This window comes from Glaciihabitans sp. dw_435, from assembly GCF_018449675.1.
GTDB lineage: Bacteria > Actinomycetota > Actinomycetes > Actinomycetales > Microbacteriaceae > Glaciihabitans.
Genome location: NZ_JAAVUZ010000010.1, coordinates 1 through 21,409 on the forward strand (window position 1 = coordinate 1; position 21,409 = coordinate 21,409).

Genomic DNA, 21,409 nt, shown 5'->3' on the forward strand with positions numbered 1-21,409 from the left:
CCGGCGGCCCCCCGGGCCCCCCCCACCCCCACAACTGGGGGCAAAACTCGTCACCGTGCACATGTGTCCCGTGGCGGGAGAAAACGCAGGCAGCGGGGGGGGGAGACCGCGGGGGGGGGGGGGGGTTTTTCCCCCCGCCACTCGCCAGGTTCTCCCGCCGGGTGTTAGCCGACCGCGTTCGCCGCGGTGATGATCAGCTTCGTTACCGTCGCAGGGTGGGAGATGAGGGAGACGTGTGAGGACTTCACTGTCGAGATCGTCGAGCCCGCGTTGACCGCCATCGCCCGCTGGGTCGCGGGGGTGATGATCTTGTCGCGGGTTCCCACCAGCGCCCACGAGGGGATGTCCTTCCACGCGGGTGCGGCGGACGGCTGTCCGAGCACGGCGCTCGACGCCGGCATCTGCGTCGCGGCGATCAGGTTGGCGGCGGCCGCCGGCAGATCCTGGGCGAAGGAGTTTCGTACGACCTCCGGCAGCAGGTAGGTGTCGGCGACTCCCTCTGGCGCTCCGGGGTAGGGACGCAGCGTAAACACCGATGTGGGGTCGGCCAGCGCGGGTTCGAGCGCAGATCCGGTGCCCGCCGTGAGTCCCGCGACCGTCTGGCCCTCATCGGGAATGAAGGCGTCGATGTAGACGAGTGCCTTCACGTTCGCCAGCCCGGTCGCGGCGTTGGTGATGACGAAGCCGCCGTACGAGTGGCCGACGAGCACGACCGGGCCGCTGATGGTGGTGAGGAACTGCCGCAGGTAGGCGGCGTCGTCCGCCACTCCGCGGAGGTTGTTCGGTCCCGCCAGAACCGTGTACCCCTTCTTCTGCAGGGCGAGAACTTCGGCGGCCCAAGTCGTGCCGTCTGCCCAGGCGCCGTGCACGAGCACGATGGTGGGTTTGGTGGTGGCGGGGGTGGAACCGTGTCGGGTTCCGGTGGTGGCGCTCGCGGTGGCCGGAACGACCATTGCGGCAATCAGCGCGAGGGCGGCAACCACGACGCCGATGATTCGGGCGCGCGGGGACAGTGAACGTTTCATCGATCTTCCTCTCGGGTTCGGGCGGCCCGGAGATCACGACGGGTACGTGATCGGACCAACTCGTGTCTTCCCAGTCAACCCGTCGCGGAGCCCGCGATCGAGGGACTGCAAAGTGCTGCCCGGGCGAGTACGGTGTGCGCGAAACACCGGTGAAACGCGGCCGCCATACACTGGGCCCGACAGCAGGCGGGGCAGAGCCGCCGGGACGGAGTGGCAGTGGCGCACATCGGAGCAACGGGCCGTATCGCGGAGGAATCCACCGAACACGCGATGCTGCAGGCGATCGGCGCTCTGCTGCATGTCACCCTCGAACCCCGCACCCTGATTCTGGCCGGCAACCTCCGCGTTGAGGTAGAGGGAATCGACCAGGCCGAGAGCGTTCTCGTGCAGCTGGTAACCAACATGGGACCGCCCAAATCCGCCCACCGCAACGGCGCCCTCGCCGACATGTTCAAGCTGGTGTGGCTCCGCGGAGTGCTCCCGACGCGTCCGCGTTTGGTGATGTGCCTCAGCGAACCGCAGTCACGATTCTTCACACCGGCTACGTGGCCGAGCACCGCGGCACAGGATATGCATATAGACGTATATGTGTATCGGGCGGATGGCTCGTTGGAGCTTCTCTCGCCGTAGAGGAATTTACCTCCGCGAAATGAACGCGGTAACTTTCCGGAAACAGTCGACTCGTAGAGTCATACGCAACGGACCTCCGCGGGCCATTTGTTCTTCGTCGAACACTTCACCCGCCCGCTCTCCTTCTCTCTTTCTTGATAGATGCGATGTGAGCCTTGGAGGCACGAGTGAGTTATCTGGCCTCTTTGGCAGCTCCTGTCGCGCTACCCCCTTTCCCGACTGCGCCGTCGCGCGCGCTCCTTTTTCCATACCGTTCGTTCAGAAAGTTGGTGTGATCCCATGACGGGTGATTCCGCAGCCGGCAGTACGCCGAACTCCATTAGTATCCAGAGCGCGGTGAAGATCTACGGATCCGGCGCCGACCAGCACGTTGCCCTCAACGGCGTCGACGTCACGATCGAACGCGGCCAGTTCGTGAGCATCATCGGTCCGTCGGGCTGTGGCAAGTCGACACTGCTGCGCATGATCGCGGGGCTCGAGGAGCCCGATGCCGGTGACGTCAGCGTCTTCGGCGTCACCCCCGAGCGAGCGTGCGTCGCCAAGATGATCGGCCTCGTGCCGCAGACTCCCGCGCTGCTGCCGTGGCTGAACGTTCTGAAGAACGTCAGCATGCCGGCGAAGATCAACTCCGCGGCCGACCGCCGCCGCCAGCGCATCGACGGTCACCTGCAGAAGGCTAAGCCGGACATGCGTGACCTCCTCACCAAGGCAGGCCTCGGTGACGCGTTCAACAAACTCCCCGCCCAGCTCAGCGGCGGAATGCAGCAGCGCACGGCGATCGTGCGGGCGTTCGGCGTACAGCCCGACGTGCTGCTCATGGACGAGCCGTTCTCGGCCCTCGACGAATTCACCCGCGAGGCGATCCAGGGCCAGCTGCTCGACATCTGGGACGAGCAGAACACCACCGTCGTCTTCGTCACCCACTCGGTGTCCGAGGCAGTCCGCCTGTCCGACAAGGTGCTCGTGATGTCCGCCCGACCGGGACGCATTACGGCCGAGGTCGACATCACCCTTCCGCGTCCGCGCAGCGAGGCGATGCTCAAGACCGCCGACTTCCACCACTTCGAAGACATCATTCGCGACCACCTGCAGACCTCGTGGCAGCAGAACGCGCTTCCGAGCGTTGCGTAAGGAAAAGACGCCCATGGTACTCATGAACCCCACCGAATCCGCCGCGGTCGTCGACGCTCCGCGTGCGGAGCAGCCGCTGCCCGTCAAGAAGGTCGGCAAGTTGTCGCCCCGTCTTGCCTTCATCAAGCCGTCGTTCTGGCTCCCGGTCGTCGTGCTGCTCGTCGCGCTTGGCTTCCTCTGGAACTTCGTCGCGAAGAACAACCCCTACCTGCTGCCTCCGCTCAGCGACGTGTGGGGAGCCCTCGCGCACAACCCGTCCTACTACGTGTCCAACGCGTGGTCCACGCTGCAGGTCGCGCTGATCGGACTCGCCATCGGGTTCGTCGCGGCCTACCTGATCGCAATCCTGGTCTCCGAGCTGCCGCTGGCCAAGCGCGCGATCATGCCGCTCGCCGTGGTGCTGAACGTGACGCCGCTCGTGGCGATCGCGCCGGCGCTGGTCATCGCCTTCGGATTCGGCCCGCAGCCCAAGCTCATCGTCACCGCGCTGATTTGCTTCTTCCCAATCCTGATCAACGTATCGACGGGCCTGCGGTCGGTGCCCTCCCAGGTGCTGCAGGTTTTCACCACGCTGCACGCCTCCCGGCTCGAGATGCTCTTCCACGTGCGGATGCCCACGGCGTTGCCGTATCTTTTCACCGCCCTGCGCATCGTCTTCCCGCTGTCGATCATCGGTGCCGTCGTGGCCGAACTGTCCGCCCCCGGTGCCGCAGAGGGACTCGGAACAACGATCAGCATCGCGTTCTCCAACAGCCAGCTCGCCGTTGTCTACGCCGCCATCTTCTGCCTCGCCGTCCTCGGTTCCGCACTGCTCGCGATCATCACCGCGATCGAGCGCCGTGCCCTCCACTGGCACGAGTCGATGCTCGACAACAAGAGCTGACACCCCTACTTCCGCACCTTTCCCCGCACCACAGCTCACCGCTCCACAGCACCGCCTCTCGCATCCCACCCACCTCTCTAGGAGACAGCTATGCCTTCACGCACCACACTGGCCGTGACCGTTGCCGTGCTTGCCGCGGCCGCGCTCGGCCTCACCGCCTGCAGCACGGGGACAACAGCAGCGTCATCGTCCAGCTCCACCCCCGCCGCGGCGTCGGGATCGCTGATCTCGAAGGAGCGCTGCGCCGAGAACAAGGCCGCCGGAAAGATCACCTTCCTCACGGGCTACGCCTACCAGGCGTCCGCGTCGATCCTCAACGTCGTCGCCGCCAAGGAACTGGGCTACTTCGACGCTCTCTGCCTCGACGTCGACATCAAGCCGGGAACCGGTGACACCGGCGAGAACACCCAGCTCTTGGCATCCGGTCGCGTCACCTTCACGGGTGTCGGCGAGCAGAACCTCATCCAGGCACAGAACAACGGCATCGACATCCTCGGCATCTCGACGCTGTCCGACGTGGGCCTCGAGATCCTGATGACGGATACGGATGTCACTGACCTCAAGCAGCTTGATGGCACGACCCTCGGTCAGAAGGGCGACCTTCCGCCCGCCGTCTCCGCCATGCTGACCAAGGCCGGCGCCGACGTCTCGTCGATGAAGCAGGTTGTTGTTGGCTACGACCCGACGATCCTCCCGCGCAAGCAGGTCAAGTCGCTCACGGGCTTCATCTCCAACGAGCCCAACCTGCTCGAGGAGGCTGGCTTCGACGTGAAGGTCTGGCGTCCGTTTGACTACGGAATCCCGAGCTCGCTCGGCACCGTCGCGGTGAACCCCAAGTTCGCCAAGGCAAACCCGACGGCCGTCGAGGACTTTATGCGCGCAAGCATCAAGGCCATCGCAGACTGTGATGATGACACCAAGAAGTGCGTCGACTGGGCTTCCACCCTCTCGGGCGAAGGCTACGACGTCGCGCACAACATCAAGGTCTGGGGCACCGAGTCCAAGATCATCAGCGATAACCAGCCCGCCGACCGTCCGCTCGGACTCGTTGACACGAAGAATGTCGACGCCCTGTCGACCTTCCTGCTCGACACCAAGCAGATCACGAAGGCCCCGGCCGATGTGCAGTCGTACTTCGACGACTCCTTCATCAAGAACATCTACAACGGCACGACGCTCATCTGGCCCGCGCCGTAACCTGCTTCACCCTTCGGGCGTCGCGCGGCAGCACTGCACGCGCGGACGCAGCAGCGCGGCGCCCGAAAACCTTTGATTCACCCACACCTCGACGATGACACGAGAGAAGTACGCACCATGTCAGACCACGAATACGGGATCTTCCTCCCCATCGGCAACGGCGGATGGCTGGTGTCCGACACCGCCCCACACCCCGACGGCAGCTATGCCTACAACAAGAAGTCCGCGATCCTCGCAGAAGAGGCCGGCATGGACTTTGTGATGTCGATGGCCAAGTGGCGCGGCTTCGGCGGCAGCACCGATCACTGGGGCCGCTCGCTCGAGTCCATCACGATGATGACCGGCATCGCCGAGGCAACCGAGCGCGTCAAGGTCTGGGCCACCGTACACGCGAACGTGCACCACCCCGCCATCGCCGCCAAGATGTTCGTCACCCTGCAGCAGGTAGCCGAGGGCCGCGCCGGCATGAACATCGTCTCCGGCGCATACGCCGACGAATTTCAGCAGATGGGAATCTGGGACGCCGACATGTCCAAGGACGCCCGGTACCGCATGGTCGACGAGTGGACGGAGGCAGTCACCCGCCTCTGGACCGAAGACTCCGTCACCATGGACGGCGAATTCTTCACCCTCACCGACTGCGAATCACGCCCCCACCCCGAGAACCCGTTGACGATCATCAGCGCGGGAAGCTCTGCCCTTGGCCGCGACTTCCAGGCCCGCCGCAGCGACGGCGCCTTCCTCTCCGGCTCCACCATGGAGGAGCTGCGCACCGCCTCCCGCGACGTGCACGACCGTGCGGCCGCCGCCGGCCGCGACGTCAAGACCTACGGCATGCTCACGGTGGTCCTCGCGGACACCGACGCCGCCGCCGAGAAGCGCGTCACCGACATCGGAGTCGGCGTCGACCGCGAGGCCCTCGCCAACATGCGCCTCTCGTGGGGCATGCCCGCCGACCGCGTGAGTTCGTGGACCGAATCCGCCACCGGCATCGACGCCTTCCAGACCCCCTACGTGTTCGGGTCGCCCGACACCGTCATCGGCCACATCAACACGGTCGTCGAGGGAGCGGAGCTCGACGGCATCATGCTGATCTTCCCCGATTACCTCGAGGACATCCCCCCGTTCGGCGAGAGTGTTCTGCCGGTTCTTCGCGCACAGGATGCCTCGTCCGAGGTGTCCGCGTGACCGCCGCGGGCCTGGCCGAGCTGTCGTCCCGCGCCGGAGCACTCCTGGTCGTTGACGTTCAGCGGTCGTTCGGCGACCCGGATTACCTCGGCGACTATGGACTCGATGCCGAGGCATCCGCGTCCGTAGTCGACGCCATCGCGACCATCGTGCGCCTCGTCGACTCGGCCCGCGCCCTCGGCGTGCCCGTCGTGTGGATCGAGCTGGGCTCCGACCCTGGTCGCACGTGGAAGGCCAGCCACTGGCTGCGGGGGCGGGCGCTGGACTCCGCGCAGTCACCGGATGAACCGTGCGTGATCGGTACGCCCGGAGCCGAGTGGTACGGCGGGCTCGAGCCCGCCGACGGAGAAATCCGGGTCGTCAAGCGCGTCTACAGCGGCTTCTTCGAGACCGGTCTGGACGCGATGCTGCGGGAGAAGGGTATCGAGTGGGTTGCCGTCACCGGCCTCACCAGCGAGTGCTGCGTCGCCGCCACCGCGACGGACGCAATGCAGCTTGACTACCCGGTCGTCATCCCCGCGGATGCTACCGCCGCCTACGAGGTGCGCATCAACGAGAACGCCCTCGAGCAGCTCGCCCTCAACGTGGGACAGATCACCACGAGCGCAGAGCTCACCGACCTCTTCACCGCGTCGGCTCCGGCCTCCGCCCGGGCATCCGTGCTTGCTTCGCGTGCACGGGGCGTGTCCGCATGAGCGCCGCGCACGAGGACCCGAAGCACCTGCACCTCGCCTTCGACCTGTCGTTCACCCACTCGGAGGGACGCTGGGCCCGCCCCGGTTCGTGGGCGGGACGTACCTTCCCCGACGTGAAAATGTTCCAGGAGCTCGCCATCACCGCCGAGCGCGGGGGTATCGACATGCTGTTCTTCGGGGATGGCACGGGACTGCCCGACACCTGGCGCGGCTCCACCGACGCCGCCGTGGAGTGGGGAGTGCAGTGGCCCCGCCACGACATGAGCCCGTTCATCGCGGCGATGTCCGCGGTCACCGAGCACGTGGGGTTCGGACTCACCTACTCCTCGACGTTCATGCACCCGTTCTATGTCGCCCGGTTGCTGAACTCGCTCGACCACGTGACATCCGGTCGCATCGCCTTCAACGTCGTTGCCTCGACCCGTCTCGCCGACGCAGCCAACTACGGTTACGACCAGCTGCTCGAACACTCCCTGCGCTACGAGCGCATGGAGGAGTTCATCGACGTCTGCCAGCGCCTGTGGAACTCCGTCGAGCCCGACGCGATCGTCATGGACCGTGAGACCGGGCGGTTCGCCGACCCGAGCAAGGTGCACGCGATCGATCACCGGGGACGGTTCTTCGACGTGAAGGGTCCGCTCACGAGCGTGCCGAGCCCGCAGGGGCACCCCGTGCTCGTGCAGGCGGGCGCTTCACCGCAGGGCATCGCGACGAGTGCGAAGTTCGCCGACCTCATCTTCGGCATCGGCGGCAACGTTGCGTCGCAGATGCGTCACCGCACGAAGCTCGACGCCGAACTGGTGGCCAACGGACGCAACCCGCGGGACGTCGGCATTCTCTGGGCGACGCAGCTCGTCATCGGGCGCACCGAGGACGAGGCGCGAGCCCGCAAGAAGGAGATGCTCGCCTACTGGGGAGACGAGGCGGTCGGCGCCTACCTCTCCTACAACTCGGGCTACGACTTCTCGACCGTCGGTGACACGATCATCCTGGGCGAGTTAAACGCCGAGATCATCGCGGCGCAGGCGTCGCCGTCCGGCTTTGTCGGATCGCTCGTGGCCGACCTCGGCCCCGACTACGCGATGTCCCGCACCGAGTTCTTCTCCCGTGGGTGGGAGCACGCCGTGGGTTACGCGTCCACCCTCTCGGGCACGCCGGCACAGCTGGCCGACCAGCTGGAAGAGAACTTCGCCGCCACCGGATCAAACGGTGGGTACATGATCGGCAACCCGCTGAGCATGCCGGCGTCGTACGTCGACATCATCGAGCTGCTGGTGCCGGAGCTGCGCCGTCGCGGTGTCATGGGCACTCCATACCCCGGGCGTACCCTGCGCGAGAACCTCGCGTCGTGATGGCGTGACCTCGACGATTCCGGCGCCGCCGGCGGGACAGCGACCCCGCCGGCCGGGCTGGTCCCGCATCTCCTCGGTGGGGGAACAGACCCTTCTGATCTGTTGCCTCATCGGCGCGACCCAGATGACCTGGGGCACGATCGTGCCGGCGCTTCCGCTGTACATCGCCAAGTTCGGGGCATCCGCCCTCATTCTCGGTCCGATCATCGCGGCCTTCGGTGTCGGTCGGGTGATCGCCAACATCCCCGCCGGTCTCGCGCTGCGACGTTGGTCGCCCCGGCCCTACCTGCGCATCGTCGCGGTGCTGCTTGTGCTGATCACCGCGGCCACCGGTTTCAGCGGTGACCCGACAACACTCATCGTCTTTCGCGTGCTCGCCGGAATCTTCGGCGGCGCCGCAGTGACGATCGGTTTCGCCCTCCTCGTCGCGGGTGCGCCGCCGGACCGTCGCGGACGCGTCATGGCCACCGCCACCGCGGTGCAGATGTCGGCCGGAGCACTCGGGGCGTTCCTCGGTGGGCTCGTGCTCACCTGGTTCCCCATCGAGGTGGCCTTCATCGTCGCGAGCGTGCCGCTGGCACTCTGCCTCCTCTGGGACGCCGTACGACCCGCCACCCACTACTGGAAACCCCTGCTGGTGCCCGCGCGGTCACGGGTGGGGTCGGACGCGATTCGGGATGACCCTGCGCCCGAGTCATCCGCCCCGCGCACTCGTATTCCCCGTGCGGCATCTACCGTCGCGATCGTCGGCGTCGTGTCGGCGCTGGCCATCAGTTCGTTTGCCACCTTCTTCGCCCGCTTCGGCGGAGAGCAGGGGCTGACGCCGGTGCTCGGCTATGCGCGCGGGGGACTGACTCCCTTCACGCTCGGTCTTGCGCTGGCCGCCGCCACCCTCGTGTCGCTGGCGGTGATGCCGGTGGTCGGGCCGCTGATCGACCGCGGCTTCCGCATCGTGGTGCTGGTGCCGAGCACGATCGCCGCCGCCGTCGCGCTGCTGCTGTATCCGCTGGCCGAGGGGCCGTGGATCTTCGCGCTGGTGATCGTGCTCTACGGGCTCACGACCAGCGTCGCCGGAGTGGTGCCGTCGGTGATGATGAGCGAGTCCGTGCCGCCTCACCTGAGCGGGTTCGTGGTGGGCATCACGCGCACGGCCGGAGATCTCGGCGCCGTCGTCGGCCCGCTCGTCGCGTTCGCCGCCTATGACGCCTGGGGAGCCTGGCCCGCGGTGATGGTGATCGCGGGGTTGCTGCTCGTCTCGAACGTGCTCCTCGTGCGGGTCATCCTGCGGCAGCGTCACCTCACAATTCCGGTGGCTGCATCGTCGTAGGGGGTATGAACCTCCTACCCAGCATTGGTCTCACACCGCGGCGCATCTACCTGTGGATCACCTCGATCATCGGGGCGGTCGTCGGGGTCTGGGCAGCGTTCCTCCCGCTCGAGTTCTACGACGCGTTCCCGGGGCTCGGCCTCGGGCCGTGGGTCGCGATCGACGGCCCGTACAACGAGCACCTCGTGCGGGACGTCGGCGCGCTCTACCTGGCGCTGGCCGCGGCCGGGATCTACGCAGCCCTGGCAATGAGCTGGCCGTTCGCGCGGGCGACGGCGATCTGACCGGTACTGACGAGATCGGCTACCTCATCAGGTGTGGTGCGAGCGCCGCCGTCGCTCCAGAGCCCGTCACCGCCCGCGGCGTAGGCCTCGTTGATCAGTGCTACGAGTTCGTCGACGAGCGCGTTGTTCTCCGCCGCCGATGCAGCGAGAACTTCAACGTTGACGGACGGGTGTGCGGGTGTGGATCCATTGCTCACCCCTGCATGTTCTCACCTCGGCGCGGATGCCGCTGCGCTGTGACGTCGTGGAGCAATCGGCAGCACGCCGAGAACGGAGAGAGAAATGGCATCCACATGGATCCCGTACGGTGGGCCCCGCGGGGCTCGAACCCGCGACCCGCGGATTAGTAATGCACCGCTATCAATAGATGCTGATGACTAGCTTTGACGCCTAAACATGCGGGCAGTAGACCTCAATAGATGGCGATGAATGTCGCCCTTTGCCGATGTTTTATCGGAGTAACTTCGGAGCAACTCGTCAGTCCCGTGGGACCGTTGCGACGAGAACGCCTCAGCTACTCTCTCACTATGACCTTCGAGACTGGGCCGGGCTCAAAGGAGCTTTCGGAGTTTGATGCTGTCGTGAATCCGCATGTCGCGGAGGCCGTTCGGATCCTCCGCGCGGGGCTTGCGGAGGCTTTGAGACTGACGCCGCGCGAGCACGCTAAGCGTGCACACTGGGCGGGAGGGCCGTCGATTGACGAACTTGAGCGCCAGGTAATTGAGTTCCGCGCTCAGTTGCGAGGTGGAGCAACGGACTAGGGCCCGAGTCTCGTGCGTCTCTTTTCCAATATCCGCGCGCGCAACTCGTCTGCCTGTGGACCACCCGGACGAAGGATGAGCCTCACGGCCTCATCGATAGGGAAGAAGTAGAGGACCTGATAACCGTGGGATACAGCGCGCGCGGCGCGCTGCACGCATTGTTCGTGGCATTCGCGGCGTTGCTGAGTCCAGGGACCCTCTTGACCTTTCGTGAGTACACCGCTTATGGCGTGAGTCCCATGACCGCAAAAAAGTGGATCGACCTCAACGCGGCCGGTCACGATTCAGACGCTCCGTCATGCGACTGGAGCTCGCGCCGCTCGGCGACGTTGCTACCGGTCGTGGCGGCGCTATCTTTCAGCTGTATTGCTGCCAACTTTCCAGCGACCTCCGCTGCGGCGTCGGCGTCTTCGTATGCGAAGCGGACAGAGAATACAGCGATGAGCTGGCCGGCGCGCTTATAGGCGGCGTCAGACGGTTCAGAGGCCATTGATATATCCATCCGTTTCGTCACGGGGCTTTCGATTTACCCGCGCACCGGTACGAGCGCCAGCGGGACTTGAGCACACGTTGGCGTGCGCGAGCTGTAAGACTCTTCCTGCTTGTTCGGCGTCCTCTCGTGCGATGCGGATGAATTCGGGGAGCGGAGATCTGCGCCGCCGCCGCGATCCACTCGGCTTAGTCACCATGGACTGAGCCTAGGGATCGCTCGTCCGGCGGCTAGCGAGTCATTCCTATAAGTGGCACCAGACTTGAGGTGAGTAGACTGACTCGGGTAATGCATCGAACCACCGCAGCAGGCTCTTTCGGATCGCTCCGTACGGTCTGGGACGTCGAGACGACACAAGCACTACTCCATTAAGCCCAATTCTTGGATCTTCCTCTGCGCCGCCGCTTCGTATTCTCCTGCACTGCTGTGGCGCCAAAACCATCTTCTGATCCAAGGCTCTTGGCTGTCCTGCAGCCCGACGTTGGCTCGAAAGTAAACGTCGAACAGCTCAAGGTATCCGCCGAGCGGCGCCAGCTCTGTCGTTGCGTATTGAACATCGCGCTTCCCTGTGGCTGCGACACCGGTTATATAGCCAAGGAACAGAGCGGTGCGTGTGATGTGAGGATGATGTCTTTCGGTGTATCGCGGAGATAGTCGCGACAATGCGTCCGAGGTGTCTCGCGCGTCCGTGAAGGCCTGAGCGACAGCCTGTTCCCTCATCGCGCCCATGAGGTCGTGTTCGGTTTTTCCAACTCCAGGCAGTGGCGGAATGGATCCCAGCGAGAGTGCAAGTTTTTGAAAGCGATAGATCAGTTCGTCCAGATTGCGTCGATCTGTAAGAAGGCGTTCTTTTCTTGCGTCTAGCTGAGGCTTGGCGAAGTATTCCACCGCGAGAGTGGTGAAAAGAGCGACAGCTATAGGTGTTGCAATGCTCACCCAGAAGAAATTGAACATAGAGGCGCCCCTTCGAATCGCAGTGACTTGAGGTCAGGTTAGCTCGTGGTCGTCCACCTATCCGCCCTCCGCGTTCTAACAGCTGCCGTGATGGCAGGCCTCGCCTCGGCTGCGGCCGCTATATACCTATTTTTCGTCTGACGCTTCCTCGTTCGCCCGACACGCTAGCGAGCGATCGCGCACGGTGGCATGGTTGCGGGGATGGACGATGACGTTGCGCCACCCAACTGCCTTGACTGCCTGACACCTCTTGAGGTTGCAGGAACTACGGGATATCCCTATTGGTATTGTCCGATTTGTCGTGTTGCCCGGCTTGCCTGACAGGGATACCTGCAGCCGAGGTGCTTCGCAGAAGTCCATCGCGTCGATTTTCCACAGGTGGACAACATCTGCGGAACACTTTCAGATTTCGGCACCCGGAAATGTCCGGCGCTGCTCTAGGGCTGCGCCGGACATCTCCCGCGTGGCGACGTCTCGAGGTGTCAGCCACGCTATGCCTGATGCAAGGTGGGGGGGTGTTGCATCAAGCGTCTGGTTCACCCGGGCGGCGGGAACCAGCGCTGCAAGTCAACACCTCGCGGGTGTAGCGCAGGACCCGTCCGACGCCCCAGTTTTGGGGGTACACAACTCATTCTGTGCAATTAGGATCAACGTAACGGCATGGTTTCGGGTACCAGCCGTCGAGCGTCAGCTTCGGGAAGGTTCCTATGACGCAGGCCCGGTCCAAAGGGGAATCATGGGCCGGGCCATTCCCGCCACTGAATCCCTGTTGTTGTTCTGGCGTTTCGAGGCCGAGGCGGCGTAGCATCCCGATCCATGGACCACGACTTTCCGCCGAGTTGTTCAGAGTGTCTCACTCCACTGGAAATCGCCGGCACTACCACGCATCCTTACTGGGTGTGCCCCGTATGCAGGGTTGCAAGGCTGGCGGCCCAATAGGACGCTTTGCGCCGGGGAAAAGAACCGCCCTCAGAGACTCAGAAGTGAAGATTACAGCGCCGCGGTCGGTGCATAGCTTCAACAGACAACGGTCGATAGGCTCGCCAGCATGACTGTCACTGCTGCCGCCAAGTCGAACCTGTACCAAGTGATCCTGCTGTGGGGTGGTGGTGCGCTGCTCATCCTGGGCGGTGTGATTACTCTCGTGGCGAACCGGGTAGCGGACAACGCACAGATGAGTGCCGACTATGTACCTGCACTTGGTGGCGGGTATGACGAGGGCGAAGTGGTCGCCGCTCACGGATGGACGGCGTTTGGGCTGGTTGCCGCCGTGCTCGGTGTGATCATGCTCGTCGCCCTCCTGATTGTTCGGGCCGCTCGGGCTCGCTGACTGAACGACAAAACAGGCCCCACCGCCGAAGGCTCCCTTTTCGCCTCCTGCGTGTAACTCCGCAATCACGACTCTTGACTCCGGATCGTCTAAATGAGCGTGCTGCATGCGATTAGGGCGGTAGTGACAGCGGCCACATCGTCGCCGTACATTTCTTTCATGAAAACAGACGATTTTGAACTCGTCGATCTTGGAGAGGGTCGTTGGTCCATAAGGCTTCCGTCTGACTACGAGGGATCCACCCAGCGGATCGCCTACATCCATCGGGAATTTGCGAACGGGGAAGAAAGGTTTCGCGTTGATTCGCACGCCCCAGTTCCTCGCGACGCGCCGCCTTTCGATCCTTACTACTGCTCGGTGAGCGAAGCCTTCGAGAAATTCAAGCTGTGGCTCCGTAGCGCTTCTCCCGAATATCGCTAGCGACAGCGCGGATAAAAACAGAACTGACGTCGAAGAGCGACCCCCATCTGGCGCGTGGGCCAACGGCCAGACGCTGAGCGCTGAGGAGCTGGACCTCGTGGCGGATCCGCCGAAGAAGCCGCGAACTCCTATCGCTGTGTTTGTGTGGCTGCGGCTTCCCGGCGGGCCCGTGCGAGTGCCGGCGGAGTGCATTGAGTTTACGACTCGGGCCGCACTCGTTCGATATTCACCACCGGGTAGGACCAGCGAGCAAGTGTGGGTGTGGGCCGGCGCTGTCACTCGGCAGGCATGACCACTGCATCCGTCTGTAAGCCCTCCAAGTCGAACGGGGGAAGCGGAGGGCGCGACACGATCGGCACAAATGTGTGTGTTTCTGGCGTCGACCTGTTAACGTTCCTCTTGTAGGCCGCGTAAGCCGCCCGCATCGCCTTCAACCCCGCCCAGAGCGGGGTTGTCGTGCTTAAGGCCACTGACCCACGTCGGATACCTTTCCGGAGTCAGTGATCGCAGACCAGATTCTTTGCATGACAATGTGCGATCGAGGATCGCTTTCATGGACTGTGCTTACCCGGCGGTAGATGAACGCGAGCATGTCCGCGGCTTGCAGCATTCGAGAGTGATGGCTGGGCGCAAAATGCACGGTATCGAGGAGACGATCCAGTCGAGTCTGCATGTAAACGCCTGGCGTGCCGACGGTCTGGTACATCGCAAAGCGCTCGCGGTGACGCTCGCGGTCGCCTCGCTCGTCAGCGATCACCAAGGCGTGTGTGTCTCTCGCTCGCGCAACTCTGTCTACGCGTTGCAAGATGTGCTGAAAACAGACCTGTTCCGGCGGAAAGTTCACGGGGTAGCTCTCGCTCGCCTGGCGCCGGGCCAGCCGTTCTTTATGTATGGAACGCAATAGCAGTTGAACATCGGATTCCACGATGGCATTTACCAACTTTTCGAAAATACCGACGCGGGCTCGAGCTCCTATCGGTTGCCAAGCTTCCTTCCCATGAAACAGCGGGTACCCGTGGACCTCGGTCGAATCCGGTATTCCCCAGTCGACGCTGACTTGGCGCATGACGGAGTTGATTCGCTGAGTGAGGTCCTTGGTGGCGTACTCGTCTGCAATGACTCCGGCGAAACCGTAGAAATCATCCTTGAACGACTCATCGACGAAGCACAGGAGCATGTTCTGAGTTTGGCCCACGATTGCACAAATTACCGGTTCTGGTAGAAAACAGACTCAGCTGCACTGAGATCTCGATTCAGGGGCGCTAGGCAAGGGTTACAGTGAACGACTTCGCCGATCCCGCTGCATCGCTCCAAGTGACTAGGATTTCTGCAGTTGTGGGGTCGGTCATGCCGCCGCCAAAAAACACGAAAACAGGCCCGCCGCGCTCGATGTCTCGTGATTCCTTGCCGTCTTCCGCTTGGATCTGAACGCCATCCTGGGGGAAGAGCCGAACGTATTGGGCTCGTCCACCGGTAGCGTTTGTAAGTCTCCAGCGTTCGGCACTTTCCTTTGATACGGTCCAAGGAATGCTCGCGGCATCGGTCTCCGCCGCTCGGTTGTTCGCCAGCTCAAGAGCGTCCGCCATTCGCTGGCTAGCAGCAGCTGAATCCCGGGCCGCCTGGATCGCGTTATTTGCTTGAGACTTGGCATCTTCCGCGGAGTCGATTGCTTGGCGCCGGGACCTGCGGGCGTCAACTACCGAAACGATAGAGATGAAAGCCGAGATAACGGCCACGACGACAGTAAGTGCTGCGAATACGTCCATTTGTCGAAACTATCAACTCGACCCGGTCTTGCGGCTCATCGTTACGAGGACATGCTGGCCGAGTGATTAGCGCTATCCGGTGCCCGAGCCGTGGCCTGGCAATCCGTTCAAACGTGTCGTGCCCTTCAGCATTTACCTTGGAGCGGTCATCTGCTCGCGCGGACGGAGCACTGCTTGGGTGCGTCAAGACCAGTAGCTCGCGGACATGTCGGCGACGTTCGTGAACGAACCTGCGGAGACCGCCGCGCAACTGTCGCCCGAACGACCTGGCGCGTGGGCTGCTGGCCGGTAACGCACAAAAGAACCCCCTCCCACCCGTGAAGGTGAGAGGGGGTTCTGTGCGTCGTACTGTGGAGTTACTGGGACAGGTTGACACTTGTCGTTTATTTACTGAGTGCTGTTCAATTAGGATTCGGAGCATGCCCGCTTCTAAGTCCCGCAACCATTATCGTTCTCGCAGCAACGTCCGCAAGCAGAGCAAGGTTTGGCTCGCGGTCGGCGGTGTCGTAGTTCTCGGAATCGTCGCGGGAGTGCTGTCAGGAGTCGCGTTGTCGAATAAGTCGACGCCGACCGCGGCGGGCACGCTGAGCTACACGATTCCACCGGACCCAACCCCGACCGCTCTGCCCGTTCTTGACGTGCCGCGCGGCCTTGATCCTCTCAAGGTGCTGTTTATCGGTGACTCATTGACCGGTAGCCTGTACGCCTCTACCGAGGCGAACGGGTTCCGTCCCCTCATGGTCAAAGCGATGAAGGAAACTGGCCCAGTCGTTGCCGTCGAAGGTCACCGTAATGGCGGCGACACGGCAGACGTGAGCGAGTTGGAAAACCTCGGGACGGACCAAGACCTTGCCGTTGTCGAGCTGGGCACGAACGATTACAACGTGACGACGATCGAAGACTTTACGACGGACTATCGGGCGATCCTGGCACAGATCGTTGCCTCGTCGCCCAACGTGAAACTTCTGTGCGTCGGCTCGTGGCAGCAGCCCGATCGTGGTGCGCCTTATGACGCGGTGATCAAGTCCGAATGCGAAACGCAGGGTGGCGTGTACCGCTCATTGCAGACTTTGCAGACCAAAGAGGCCCTTCGTGGCCCCGCCGGTAAGACTGGCGTCTACGGCGGGACCAGCGATGATTTCCACCCCAACGACGACGGCTATGCCGCGATCGCTGAGTTACTGGTCGGGGCTATCCACTTCGCTTGACAACTTGGTCGCGAGTGCGACGACCTCTTGCGGCAATCGTTCCGCAAAGTCGCCGAGCTGCGACAGCGGCATGCTGACCGGGTTGAGCGCGGGTCCCGGCGTGAGTTCGTCCCCGTCGTCGTAAACGAGGACAGCCTGCACGACCAGGTGGGAGATTCTGAGCTTGCGGTCGTTCACGGCGTCACCCGCGCCGCTGCGAGGATTGTCTGAAGTTCCGCAACGGTTCCGTCGAACGTGACGCTACTGCCGAATGACAGAGTGACAAGCTCCTCCGGATTCTTGAAGTCCACCGTAAGGTTGCGGAAGACGCCCTTGTCGAGATCGAGAGGGTACCCAACTGCAGCCGAGTCCAACTTCTTGGGTACAATTATCATGCTGCGAGTCCTTCTGCCTTGAGTACGGAGTTCTTGATGTAGTTGAGAAGCGCGATCGCCGTCGCGAGGTCGCTCGCATCGGCGGGCAGTGCGGCAGGTTTCGCTACCGCGGCCGTGCCGAAGAAGCCTATCTTGGCGACACCACCATTGAAGGTGAAGTCCATCGCGTCGATCCACGTGGCGGGCACCGTATCTACGCCAGTCGTGGTGTCAGCACCCTGAATCTTGAGGTGGTTTCCTGCGTGGAGTAGCCGCTTGGGCCAGTAGGACGTGCCGGAGCCGGTGTAGCTACGGAACTCCACGCCGGTGCTGTAGATGCGGACCGGCGAGATATTCGTTACTCCCGCGTTCTCCTGAACGCTCAGCATTGACGGGTGTGTGCCATCTCGGTCTGCCACCAGAACGTTTCGGTTCCAGTGAAGAACACCATCTGCTTGGGTGACGAATCCAGCGTTACCGAGGGTGTCAACGTAGGTCAGTGACTTACTCGTGGCGTTGTGCCCGGACGCCCCAACGAAAATCTCCACCAACGGAGCACCATTCACCGCAAGCTGCTCCATACGCTGCAAAGGTGCGGCGGTGGAGAGCTGCTTGAGGTAGACGCCGTACGAATCGGTGCCTGTGATTTCTGCGTAATGCGACAGCTCGAATCCGACCGAGTTTGCCTTCTGCGCGATCAGAATGCCGCCAGCACCCTTGTCTGCTCCGTCGTTAGCGGAGTGGTCGAGCCCGATCGCAATCATGCGAGACGCCGCGGTGGCTCCCGCCCGGGCCTGTAGGTGGAACAGGTACCCGAACGGACTGTCGTGCAGCCAGTCAATGACGCCAGGGGCGAGGTCGGTGGACGGCTTCGCAACGATTCCACCGGTCTGTGCGGGGTCAGCAGTCACGTACACATCGCGCGAGGTGAATGCCCCCGCAAACCGGTGTCGTCCCGTGATTGGCTCGGTGCCGGCGAGTGTCACATAAGTGGCAGACAGCTCGTCCTTGACGATCCCGGGCCCGTGGATCAGGGACACGAGCGCTTCGGCCGCGGGGAGCACGAGCGGGTCGCTGTGTGCCGCTGCTGCGTCTCGAGCAGCCTCGGCGCCCGTGCGCGCCACGACGGCCGCAGCGCGCGCGGTCTCGGCCGCTGCTGCGCTGGTATCAGCCCCGGCCTTCGCGGTCGCCGCAGCGGTTGCCGAGCCCGACGCATTGCCCGCGGCAGTTGTCGCGGCGCCCAGCGAAGTGCCCGCGCTCACCGCCGATTTATTGGCGGAGGCAGCGGAGGTCGCCGCGTTCGTCTCGGAGACAGCAGCGCTGTTCTTCGACGCGAGCGCCTGAGAAGCGGCAGCAACCGCCTGCGCGACGGCCGCCGTGACCGTCCCGTACACCGCGCTCTGAGGCGCGACGAGGTCCGCGAGCATGGCGTACAGCACGACGGACGGAGTGGCCGGGACGAGGACGTAGCGGGTGTCGATGAATTCCCCGCTACCAGTGACCGCGTCGAACTGGTAACCGACGTCGCCGATCCACTGCACGTCGACAGACCAGCTGCCATCGGCATTGACCTGCACGAGCTTCGGGTCCCGCGAAATCTGGATGCCGGTGTTCGTGAACGTGGTGTCCATCGGCGAGATGGCAATCCACGCATCTTTCCCTGCGGCGCGCGCGCCCGTGACTCCGTCACCGAGGGTGAGCGTGCCAACAATTGTGGTCATCAGATTTCCTTACTGGCAGCTATCGCATTGCAGGGCGTCCATCGGATCTACCGGGACTTCGTACGGAGGGTCTTGCGGGTCCAACGGGGTTACTTGCCGTCGAGAATGACGGTGCCGGTGGGCGAGGTGAGACCGTTCGCCACCGCGCTCTTCGGGACGGAACCGGCGCCGAGCTTCGTCAGGAACGCATTCACCTTGGGGATCGCCATGATGCGAGTGACGACACCGGCGATGACGACGAGGAAGGCGAGCGCGCCGACAAGCCACGCGATCCACTCCGGGGGGAGGACCTTCGCGAGCTCGCTGAGGATCTGCGGTGCGATCGCGTTGAGCGACAGCACGCCGGCGGCGAGCGTCGTCAGGATCGAGATGATGACCGACAGCGCGGTACGGATGACGCGCTGCGCGGAGTACCAGATCGGGGGGACGGTGGTGGTGTTGATGTGGGTCATGCGACTACTCCTTGATGTTTGAGATGGTTCGTTCGAGGGGCCACTCGTCCGGGTTGATCCCGTTCTCGAGCAGCTGTTGACGCAGTTGCGAGGCATACTCGGCCAGCTTCCGGCGCCTCTTGTCTGCTTCTTCGGCGCGCGCGTTCGCGGCGTCTCTTTCTTCGATTGCGGTAATGCGTTGCAGGCTGAGGTCTGTGTTCTTCTCGCGCTCCCGGCCGGACGCGCCAGAGATCCACTTACCGAGTCCGTTGATGAGGGCAAGGAGCACAGCGCCCCCGCCACCGACGCCAAGGATCGACGTGAGCAACTGTGCTGGTTCCACGGATTAGCCTCGTTTCGGTGCGAGCTGGAAGCGCCTGATTTCGGACCATCGCTGCACGAAGGTGAGGCCGAACGCGATGCAGACGAGAGTGCCGACGAGGCTGGTTCCGAGTGTGAAGGCGACGATCGCGTAGATGGCAAGGCCTGTGGAGAGCGACAGGATGCCTGCGCGTTCGAGCCACCAGATGCCGGGCAGGACCGCGATGGCACCGAAAACGGCACCGACGAGAACGAAGATGCCGAACACCATTACGAGCTGTGGTCCGAGCACACCATTGAAGGAGTGCGGCGGTGTCGCCAACACGAACGCGCCGGCACCAACCATGCACAGGTAGATGCCGAATTGTACGAGCCGGATCACGCGCGGTTCCGCGATGAGCGAGAACCAGTGCGCGAGAAGCTTCACGATGAACCTCACGAGGCGAGGGCCGCGGAGATGCGAGCGCGGACAGCTTCGGGAAGCTGGCCGATCTTCGCGAGCAGCTCGGTCTGTTCGTCGTCGAGCTGCGCATCGATCTGCGCGGGCAGCGCAGCGATCGCCGCGAGGACGATCGTCTGACTTCCCTTCGCCAGTTCGGCCTGCACGGCGGGATCCTTGAGCGCCTCGACGAGGGTCGGGGTGTCGATCTTCGCGGCGACTTGACCGGCGAGAAGTGCCAGGGCGGCGACCGAGCTGCCGCCGGCGTCGCGGAGCGCATCCTTCACCGGGGCTGGGCCGTAGCCGAGGCGCGCCGGGAGGATGTAGTTGAGCAGCCGGTCGACCGCCGTGACGGTCGTGTTGCCGGCGTCTCGCAGGATGTCCTTGATGGGGCGCGCGGCGTAACCGTTGCGGTCGGGCAGTTCGAAGTTGAGAAGGTTCGTCGTGACCGCCGCGGCGATCTCCTGAATCTTCGCGTCAGTCAGTTCGGCCATGATGTCGTCCTCGAATGGTGTTGAGCCGTTCCCGGCGGTGGATGTGGTTGCCAGTCGCGCCTTGATGTGGGCGACCGGGTCGTACGTTGTGCCGCCCGCCCACGCTCCGTGGATGCGGGCAAGCGTGAGGTGGAGGTGGTCGAAGCTGGCAGCGGAGCCGCTCTGGCCGACGACAGCGAACGTCTCGCCGAGGTCGAGATGGTCGCCGACGCTCAGGCTCTTGTCGATCGAGCGGAGGTGGGCGTACGTCCAGTACCAGCCCTCGTTGTCGCGGATCTCGACGATGAATCCGAGTTCGCCATCGTCGCCGCGGTGCACGTGAGTGACCTCGCCGGCCGAGACCGTGGGGACGCGATCGGATAGGCCCTCAGCCTCGATGTGAGTGCGGGACCAGTCCGCGCCGCGGTGCGGGCGCTTGCGTGCGAGCGTTGCGCCCCACTCGCCGCCCTTGAGATGACGGGCTGCATCCCATGGATCGGTAGGGATGCACGTCTCGGGCCAGGGGAGTCGGCAGGTCATGATGCTCCTTGTGTCGGCAGGCCGGGGATCGGGCCTACGGGGGTGTCGTCGATCGCTTCGGCCTGCGTGACCTGCTCGGCTTCCCATGCCTCGTACGCGGCCACCAGCGGCGCCCATGCGGTCCAGAGCATCCAGCCGATGACCTGCGTGCAGTCGATGTGACCGCCGCCGTCCAACTGCCAGTCAGTGCCGGAACCGAGCAACTTCACCGGGTGCGCCGGAGCGGTCGTGAGGATCGCCGCCACCCGGGCGAGCCCGGTCGGTAGCCCCGGGTCGCCCTTGCGAATCAGCGCGAGCTCCCACCCGCTCGAGGTGTCGACCGCCTTCGCCAGCGCTGCAGGGCCGCCGTCGTACACGGTGCCCGTGATGGCGGACACCGTGAACTCGGTGACGAGGGGCGGCTGCTCCGACTCGGTCGTGGCGTGAAGCCGCGCCTGGACGAAGTCACCCACCTCGATCGAGGTGGGGATGGTGGGGTATTCCATCAGTG

The 21,409-nt window shown here is 63.8% G+C and carries 26 protein-coding genes; 12 read left to right on the plus strand and 14 right to left on the minus strand.

Going from position 1 to position 21,409, the window contains the following annotated elements; all coding sequences use genetic code 11:
• Nucleotides 1-164 precede the first annotated feature (164 nt).
• Nucleotides 165-1,025: an alpha/beta hydrolase gene (locus HB677_RS12995; RefSeq protein WP_255546607.1), complete on the minus strand. Its 861-nt coding sequence runs from the start codon at nucleotides 1,023-1,025 to the stop codon at nucleotides 165-167.
• Nucleotides 1,026-1,241: 216 nt separating this feature from the next.
• Here HB677_RS12995 and HB677_RS13000 point away from each other — a divergent pair, with 216 nt between their 5' ends.
• From HB677_RS13000 to HB677_RS13040, 9 genes are all read left to right on the plus strand, one after another.
• Complete coding sequence (locus HB677_RS13000) at nucleotides 1,242-1,655, plus strand: hypothetical protein (RefSeq protein WP_213816152.1); 414 nt, start codon at nucleotides 1,242-1,244, stop codon at nucleotides 1,653-1,655.
• A gap of 279 nt (nucleotides 1,656-1,934) precedes the next feature.
• Nucleotides 1,935-2,786, plus strand: coding sequence for an ABC transporter ATP-binding protein (locus HB677_RS13005; protein WP_213816153.1), 852 nt, complete (start codon nucleotides 1,935-1,937; stop codon nucleotides 2,784-2,786).
• Between the two features lie 13 nt (nucleotides 2,787-2,799).
• On the plus strand, nucleotides 2,800-3,669 hold the full coding sequence (locus HB677_RS13010) for an ABC transporter permease (RefSeq protein WP_213816154.1): 870 nt from the start codon (nucleotides 2,800-2,802) through the stop codon (nucleotides 3,667-3,669).
• Between the two features lie 90 nt (nucleotides 3,670-3,759).
• Nucleotides 3,760-4,866: an ABC transporter substrate-binding protein gene (locus HB677_RS13015; protein ID WP_213816155.1), complete on the plus strand. Its 1,107-nt coding sequence runs from the start codon at nucleotides 3,760-3,762 to the stop codon at nucleotides 4,864-4,866.
• Nucleotides 4,867-4,983: 117 nt separating this feature from the next.
• Nucleotides 4,984-6,054, plus strand: coding sequence for an LLM class flavin-dependent oxidoreductase (locus tag HB677_RS13020; protein ID WP_213816156.1), 1,071 nt, complete (start codon nucleotides 4,984-4,986; stop codon nucleotides 6,052-6,054).
• Nucleotides 6,051-6,749 carry a cysteine hydrolase family protein gene (locus HB677_RS13025; RefSeq protein WP_213816157.1) on the plus strand — a complete coding sequence of 233 codons (699 nt, stop codon included), beginning with the start codon at nucleotides 6,051-6,053 and terminating at the stop codon, nucleotides 6,747-6,749. The genes HB677_RS13020 and HB677_RS13025 overlap by 4 nt, the downstream gene beginning before the upstream one ends.
• Nucleotides 6,746-8,101, plus strand: coding sequence for an NtaA/DmoA family FMN-dependent monooxygenase (locus HB677_RS13030; RefSeq protein ID WP_213816158.1), 1,356 nt, complete (start codon nucleotides 6,746-6,748; stop codon nucleotides 8,099-8,101). Before HB677_RS13025 ends, HB677_RS13030 begins: the two co-directional genes overlap by 4 nt.
• Nucleotides 8,102-8,105: 4 nt before the next feature.
• Entirely contained in the window at nucleotides 8,106-9,428 is a 1,323-nt protein-coding gene (locus HB677_RS13035; protein WP_213816159.1) for an MFS transporter, read from the plus strand.
• A 5-nt stretch (nucleotides 9,429-9,433) separates the two neighbouring features.
• Nucleotides 9,434-9,712 (plus strand): hypothetical protein, encoded by a 279-nt coding sequence (locus tag HB677_RS13040; protein WP_213816160.1) that lies wholly within the window; start codon nucleotides 9,434-9,436, stop codon nucleotides 9,710-9,712.
• On the opposite strand, the gene HB677_RS13045 is transcribed toward HB677_RS13040, so the two are convergent.
• From HB677_RS13045 to HB677_RS13055, 3 genes are all read right to left on the minus strand, one after another.
• Complete coding sequence (locus tag HB677_RS13045) at nucleotides 9,661-9,909, minus strand: hypothetical protein (protein ID WP_213816161.1); 249 nt, start codon at nucleotides 9,907-9,909, stop codon at nucleotides 9,661-9,663. The two genes, HB677_RS13040 and HB677_RS13045, sit on opposite strands and share 52 nt — an antisense overlap.
• 841 nt (nucleotides 9,910-10,750) lie before the next feature.
• Entirely contained in the window at nucleotides 10,751-10,963 is a 213-nt protein-coding gene (locus tag HB677_RS13050) for a hypothetical protein (protein ID WP_213816162.1), read from the minus strand.
• A gap of 360 nt (nucleotides 10,964-11,323) precedes the next feature.
• A complete protein-coding gene (locus HB677_RS13055; RefSeq protein WP_213816163.1) occupies nucleotides 11,324-11,917 on the minus strand; it encodes a hypothetical protein in 594 nt (197 codons plus the stop codon).
• Between the two features lie 1,048 nt (nucleotides 11,918-12,965).
• Between HB677_RS13055 and HB677_RS13060 the strand changes: the two genes are divergently transcribed.
• Together HB677_RS13060 and HB677_RS13065 are read left to right on the plus strand one after the other, a co-directional pair.
• Nucleotides 12,966-13,247: a hypothetical protein gene (locus HB677_RS13060; RefSeq protein ID WP_213816164.1), complete on the plus strand. Its 282-nt coding sequence runs from the start codon at nucleotides 12,966-12,968 to the stop codon at nucleotides 13,245-13,247.
• A 159-nt stretch (nucleotides 13,248-13,406) separates the two neighbouring features.
• A complete protein-coding gene (locus HB677_RS13065) occupies nucleotides 13,407-13,667 on the plus strand; it encodes a hypothetical protein (RefSeq protein ID WP_213816165.1) in 261 nt (86 codons plus the stop codon).
• Nucleotides 13,668-14,127: 460 nt separating this feature from the next.
• Here HB677_RS13065 and HB677_RS13070 read toward each other — a convergent pair whose 3' ends face one another.
• Complete coding sequence (locus HB677_RS13070) at nucleotides 14,128-14,844, minus strand: DUF3800 domain-containing protein (protein WP_213816166.1); 717 nt, start codon at nucleotides 14,842-14,844, stop codon at nucleotides 14,128-14,130.
• 85 nt (nucleotides 14,845-14,929) lie between these two features.
• Complete coding sequence (locus HB677_RS13075; protein ID WP_213816167.1) at nucleotides 14,930-15,433, minus strand: hypothetical protein; 504 nt, start codon at nucleotides 15,431-15,433, stop codon at nucleotides 14,930-14,932.
• A 419-nt stretch (nucleotides 15,434-15,852) separates the two neighbouring features.
• Here HB677_RS13075 and HB677_RS13080 point away from each other — a divergent pair, with 419 nt between their 5' ends.
• Entirely contained in the window at nucleotides 15,853-16,641 is a 789-nt protein-coding gene (locus HB677_RS13080; protein ID WP_213816168.1) for an SGNH/GDSL hydrolase family protein, read from the plus strand.
• Here HB677_RS13080 and HB677_RS13085 read toward each other — a convergent pair.
• The 8 genes from HB677_RS13085 to HB677_RS13120 form a co-directional block, all read right to left on the minus strand.
• Nucleotides 16,612-16,818: a hypothetical protein gene (locus tag HB677_RS13085; RefSeq protein WP_213816169.1), complete on the minus strand. Its 207-nt coding sequence runs from the start codon at nucleotides 16,816-16,818 to the stop codon at nucleotides 16,612-16,614. The genes HB677_RS13080 and HB677_RS13085 overlap by 30 nt on opposite strands.
• Nucleotides 16,815-17,015, minus strand: coding sequence for a hypothetical protein (locus HB677_RS13090; RefSeq protein WP_213816170.1), 201 nt, complete (start codon nucleotides 17,013-17,015; stop codon nucleotides 16,815-16,817). Before HB677_RS13090 ends, HB677_RS13085 begins: the two co-directional genes overlap by 4 nt.
• Nucleotides 17,012-18,715 (minus strand): hypothetical protein, encoded by a 1,704-nt coding sequence (locus HB677_RS13095; RefSeq protein WP_213816171.1) that lies wholly within the window; start codon nucleotides 18,713-18,715, stop codon nucleotides 17,012-17,014. Before HB677_RS13095 ends, HB677_RS13090 begins: the two co-directional genes overlap by 4 nt.
• Before the next feature lie 89 nt (nucleotides 18,716-18,804).
• Entirely contained in the window at nucleotides 18,805-19,167 is a 363-nt protein-coding gene (locus HB677_RS13100; RefSeq protein ID WP_213816172.1) for a hypothetical protein, read from the minus strand.
• A gap of 4 nt (nucleotides 19,168-19,171) precedes the next feature.
• On the minus strand, nucleotides 19,172-19,489 hold the full coding sequence (locus HB677_RS13105) for a hypothetical protein (protein WP_213816173.1): 318 nt from the start codon (nucleotides 19,487-19,489) through the stop codon (nucleotides 19,172-19,174).
• A 3-nt stretch (nucleotides 19,490-19,492) separates the two neighbouring features.
• The gene (locus HB677_RS13110) at nucleotides 19,493-19,906 is read right to left on the minus strand and encodes a hypothetical protein (protein ID WP_213816174.1); all 414 of its coding nucleotides are present in this window, start codon (nucleotides 19,904-19,906) and stop codon (nucleotides 19,493-19,495) included.
• On the minus strand, nucleotides 19,903-20,919 hold the full coding sequence (locus tag HB677_RS13115) for a M23 family metallopeptidase (RefSeq protein ID WP_213816175.1): 1,017 nt from the start codon (nucleotides 20,917-20,919) through the stop codon (nucleotides 19,903-19,905). Before HB677_RS13115 ends, HB677_RS13110 begins: the two co-directional genes overlap by 4 nt.
• Entirely contained in the window at nucleotides 20,916-21,404 is a 489-nt protein-coding gene (locus tag HB677_RS13120) for a hypothetical protein (protein WP_213816176.1), read from the minus strand. The genes HB677_RS13115 and HB677_RS13120 overlap by 4 nt, the downstream gene beginning before the upstream one ends.
• Nucleotides 21,405-21,409 lie beyond the last annotated feature (5 nt).

Excerpts from the sequence above, each read along its gene's own strand:
- HB677_RS13005 (WP_213816153.1), top strand. The coding sequence starts at position 1,935 with ATGACGGGTGATTCCGCAGCCGGCAGTACGCCGAACTCCATTAGTATC.
- HB677_RS13060 (WP_213816164.1), top strand. The coding sequence starts at position 12,966 with ATGACTGTCACTGCTGCCGCCAAGTCGAACCTGTACCAAGTGATCCTG.
- HB677_RS13065 (WP_213816165.1), top strand. The coding sequence starts at position 13,407 with ATGAAAACAGACGATTTTGAACTCGTCGATCTTGGAGAGGGTCGTTGG.
- HB677_RS13010 (WP_213816154.1), top strand. The coding sequence starts at position 2,800 with ATGGTACTCATGAACCCCACCGAATCCGCCGCGGTCGTCGACGCTCCG.
- HB677_RS13055 (WP_213816163.1), bottom strand. The coding sequence starts at position 11,917 with ATGTTCAATTTCTTCTGGGTGAGCATTGCAACACCTATAGCTGTCGCT.
- HB677_RS13050 (WP_213816162.1), bottom strand. The coding sequence starts at position 10,963 with ATGGCCTCTGAACCGTCTGACGCCGCCTATAAGCGCGCCGGCCAGCTC.
- HB677_RS13015 (WP_213816155.1), top strand. The coding sequence starts at position 3,760 with ATGCCTTCACGCACCACACTGGCCGTGACCGTTGCCGTGCTTGCCGCG.
- HB677_RS13095 (WP_213816171.1), bottom strand. The coding sequence starts at position 18,715 with ATGACCACAATTGTTGGCACGCTCACCCTCGGTGACGGAGTCACGGGC.
- HB677_RS13030 (WP_213816158.1), top strand. The coding sequence starts at position 6,746 with ATGAGCGCCGCGCACGAGGACCCGAAGCACCTGCACCTCGCCTTCGAC.
- HB677_RS13090 (WP_213816170.1), bottom strand. The coding sequence starts at position 17,015 with ATGATAATTGTACCCAAGAAGTTGGACTCGGCTGCAGTTGGGTACCCT.
- HB677_RS13070 (WP_213816166.1), bottom strand. The coding sequence starts at position 14,844 with ATGCTCCTGTGCTTCGTCGATGAGTCGTTCAAGGATGATTTCTACGGT.
- HB677_RS13120 (WP_213816176.1), bottom strand. The coding sequence starts at position 21,404 with ATGGAATACCCCACCATCCCCACCTCGATCGAGGTGGGTGACTTCGTC.
- HB677_RS13080 (WP_213816168.1), top strand. The coding sequence starts at position 15,853 with ATGCCCGCTTCTAAGTCCCGCAACCATTATCGTTCTCGCAGCAACGTC.
- HB677_RS13075 (WP_213816167.1), bottom strand. The coding sequence starts at position 15,433 with ATGGACGTATTCGCAGCACTTACTGTCGTCGTGGCCGTTATCTCGGCT.
- HB677_RS13020 (WP_213816156.1), top strand. The coding sequence starts at position 4,984 with ATGTCAGACCACGAATACGGGATCTTCCTCCCCATCGGCAACGGCGGA.
- HB677_RS12995 (WP_255546607.1), bottom strand. The coding sequence starts at position 1,025 with ATGAAACGTTCACTGTCCCCGCGCGCCCGAATCATCGGCGTCGTGGTT.
- HB677_RS13040 (WP_213816160.1), top strand. The coding sequence starts at position 9,434 with ATGAACCTCCTACCCAGCATTGGTCTCACACCGCGGCGCATCTACCTG.
- HB677_RS13115 (WP_213816175.1), bottom strand. The coding sequence starts at position 20,919 with ATGACCTGCCGACTCCCCTGGCCCGAGACGTGCATCCCTACCGATCCA.
- HB677_RS13100 (WP_213816172.1), bottom strand. The coding sequence starts at position 19,167 with ATGACCCACATCAACACCACCACCGTCCCCCCGATCTGGTACTCCGCG.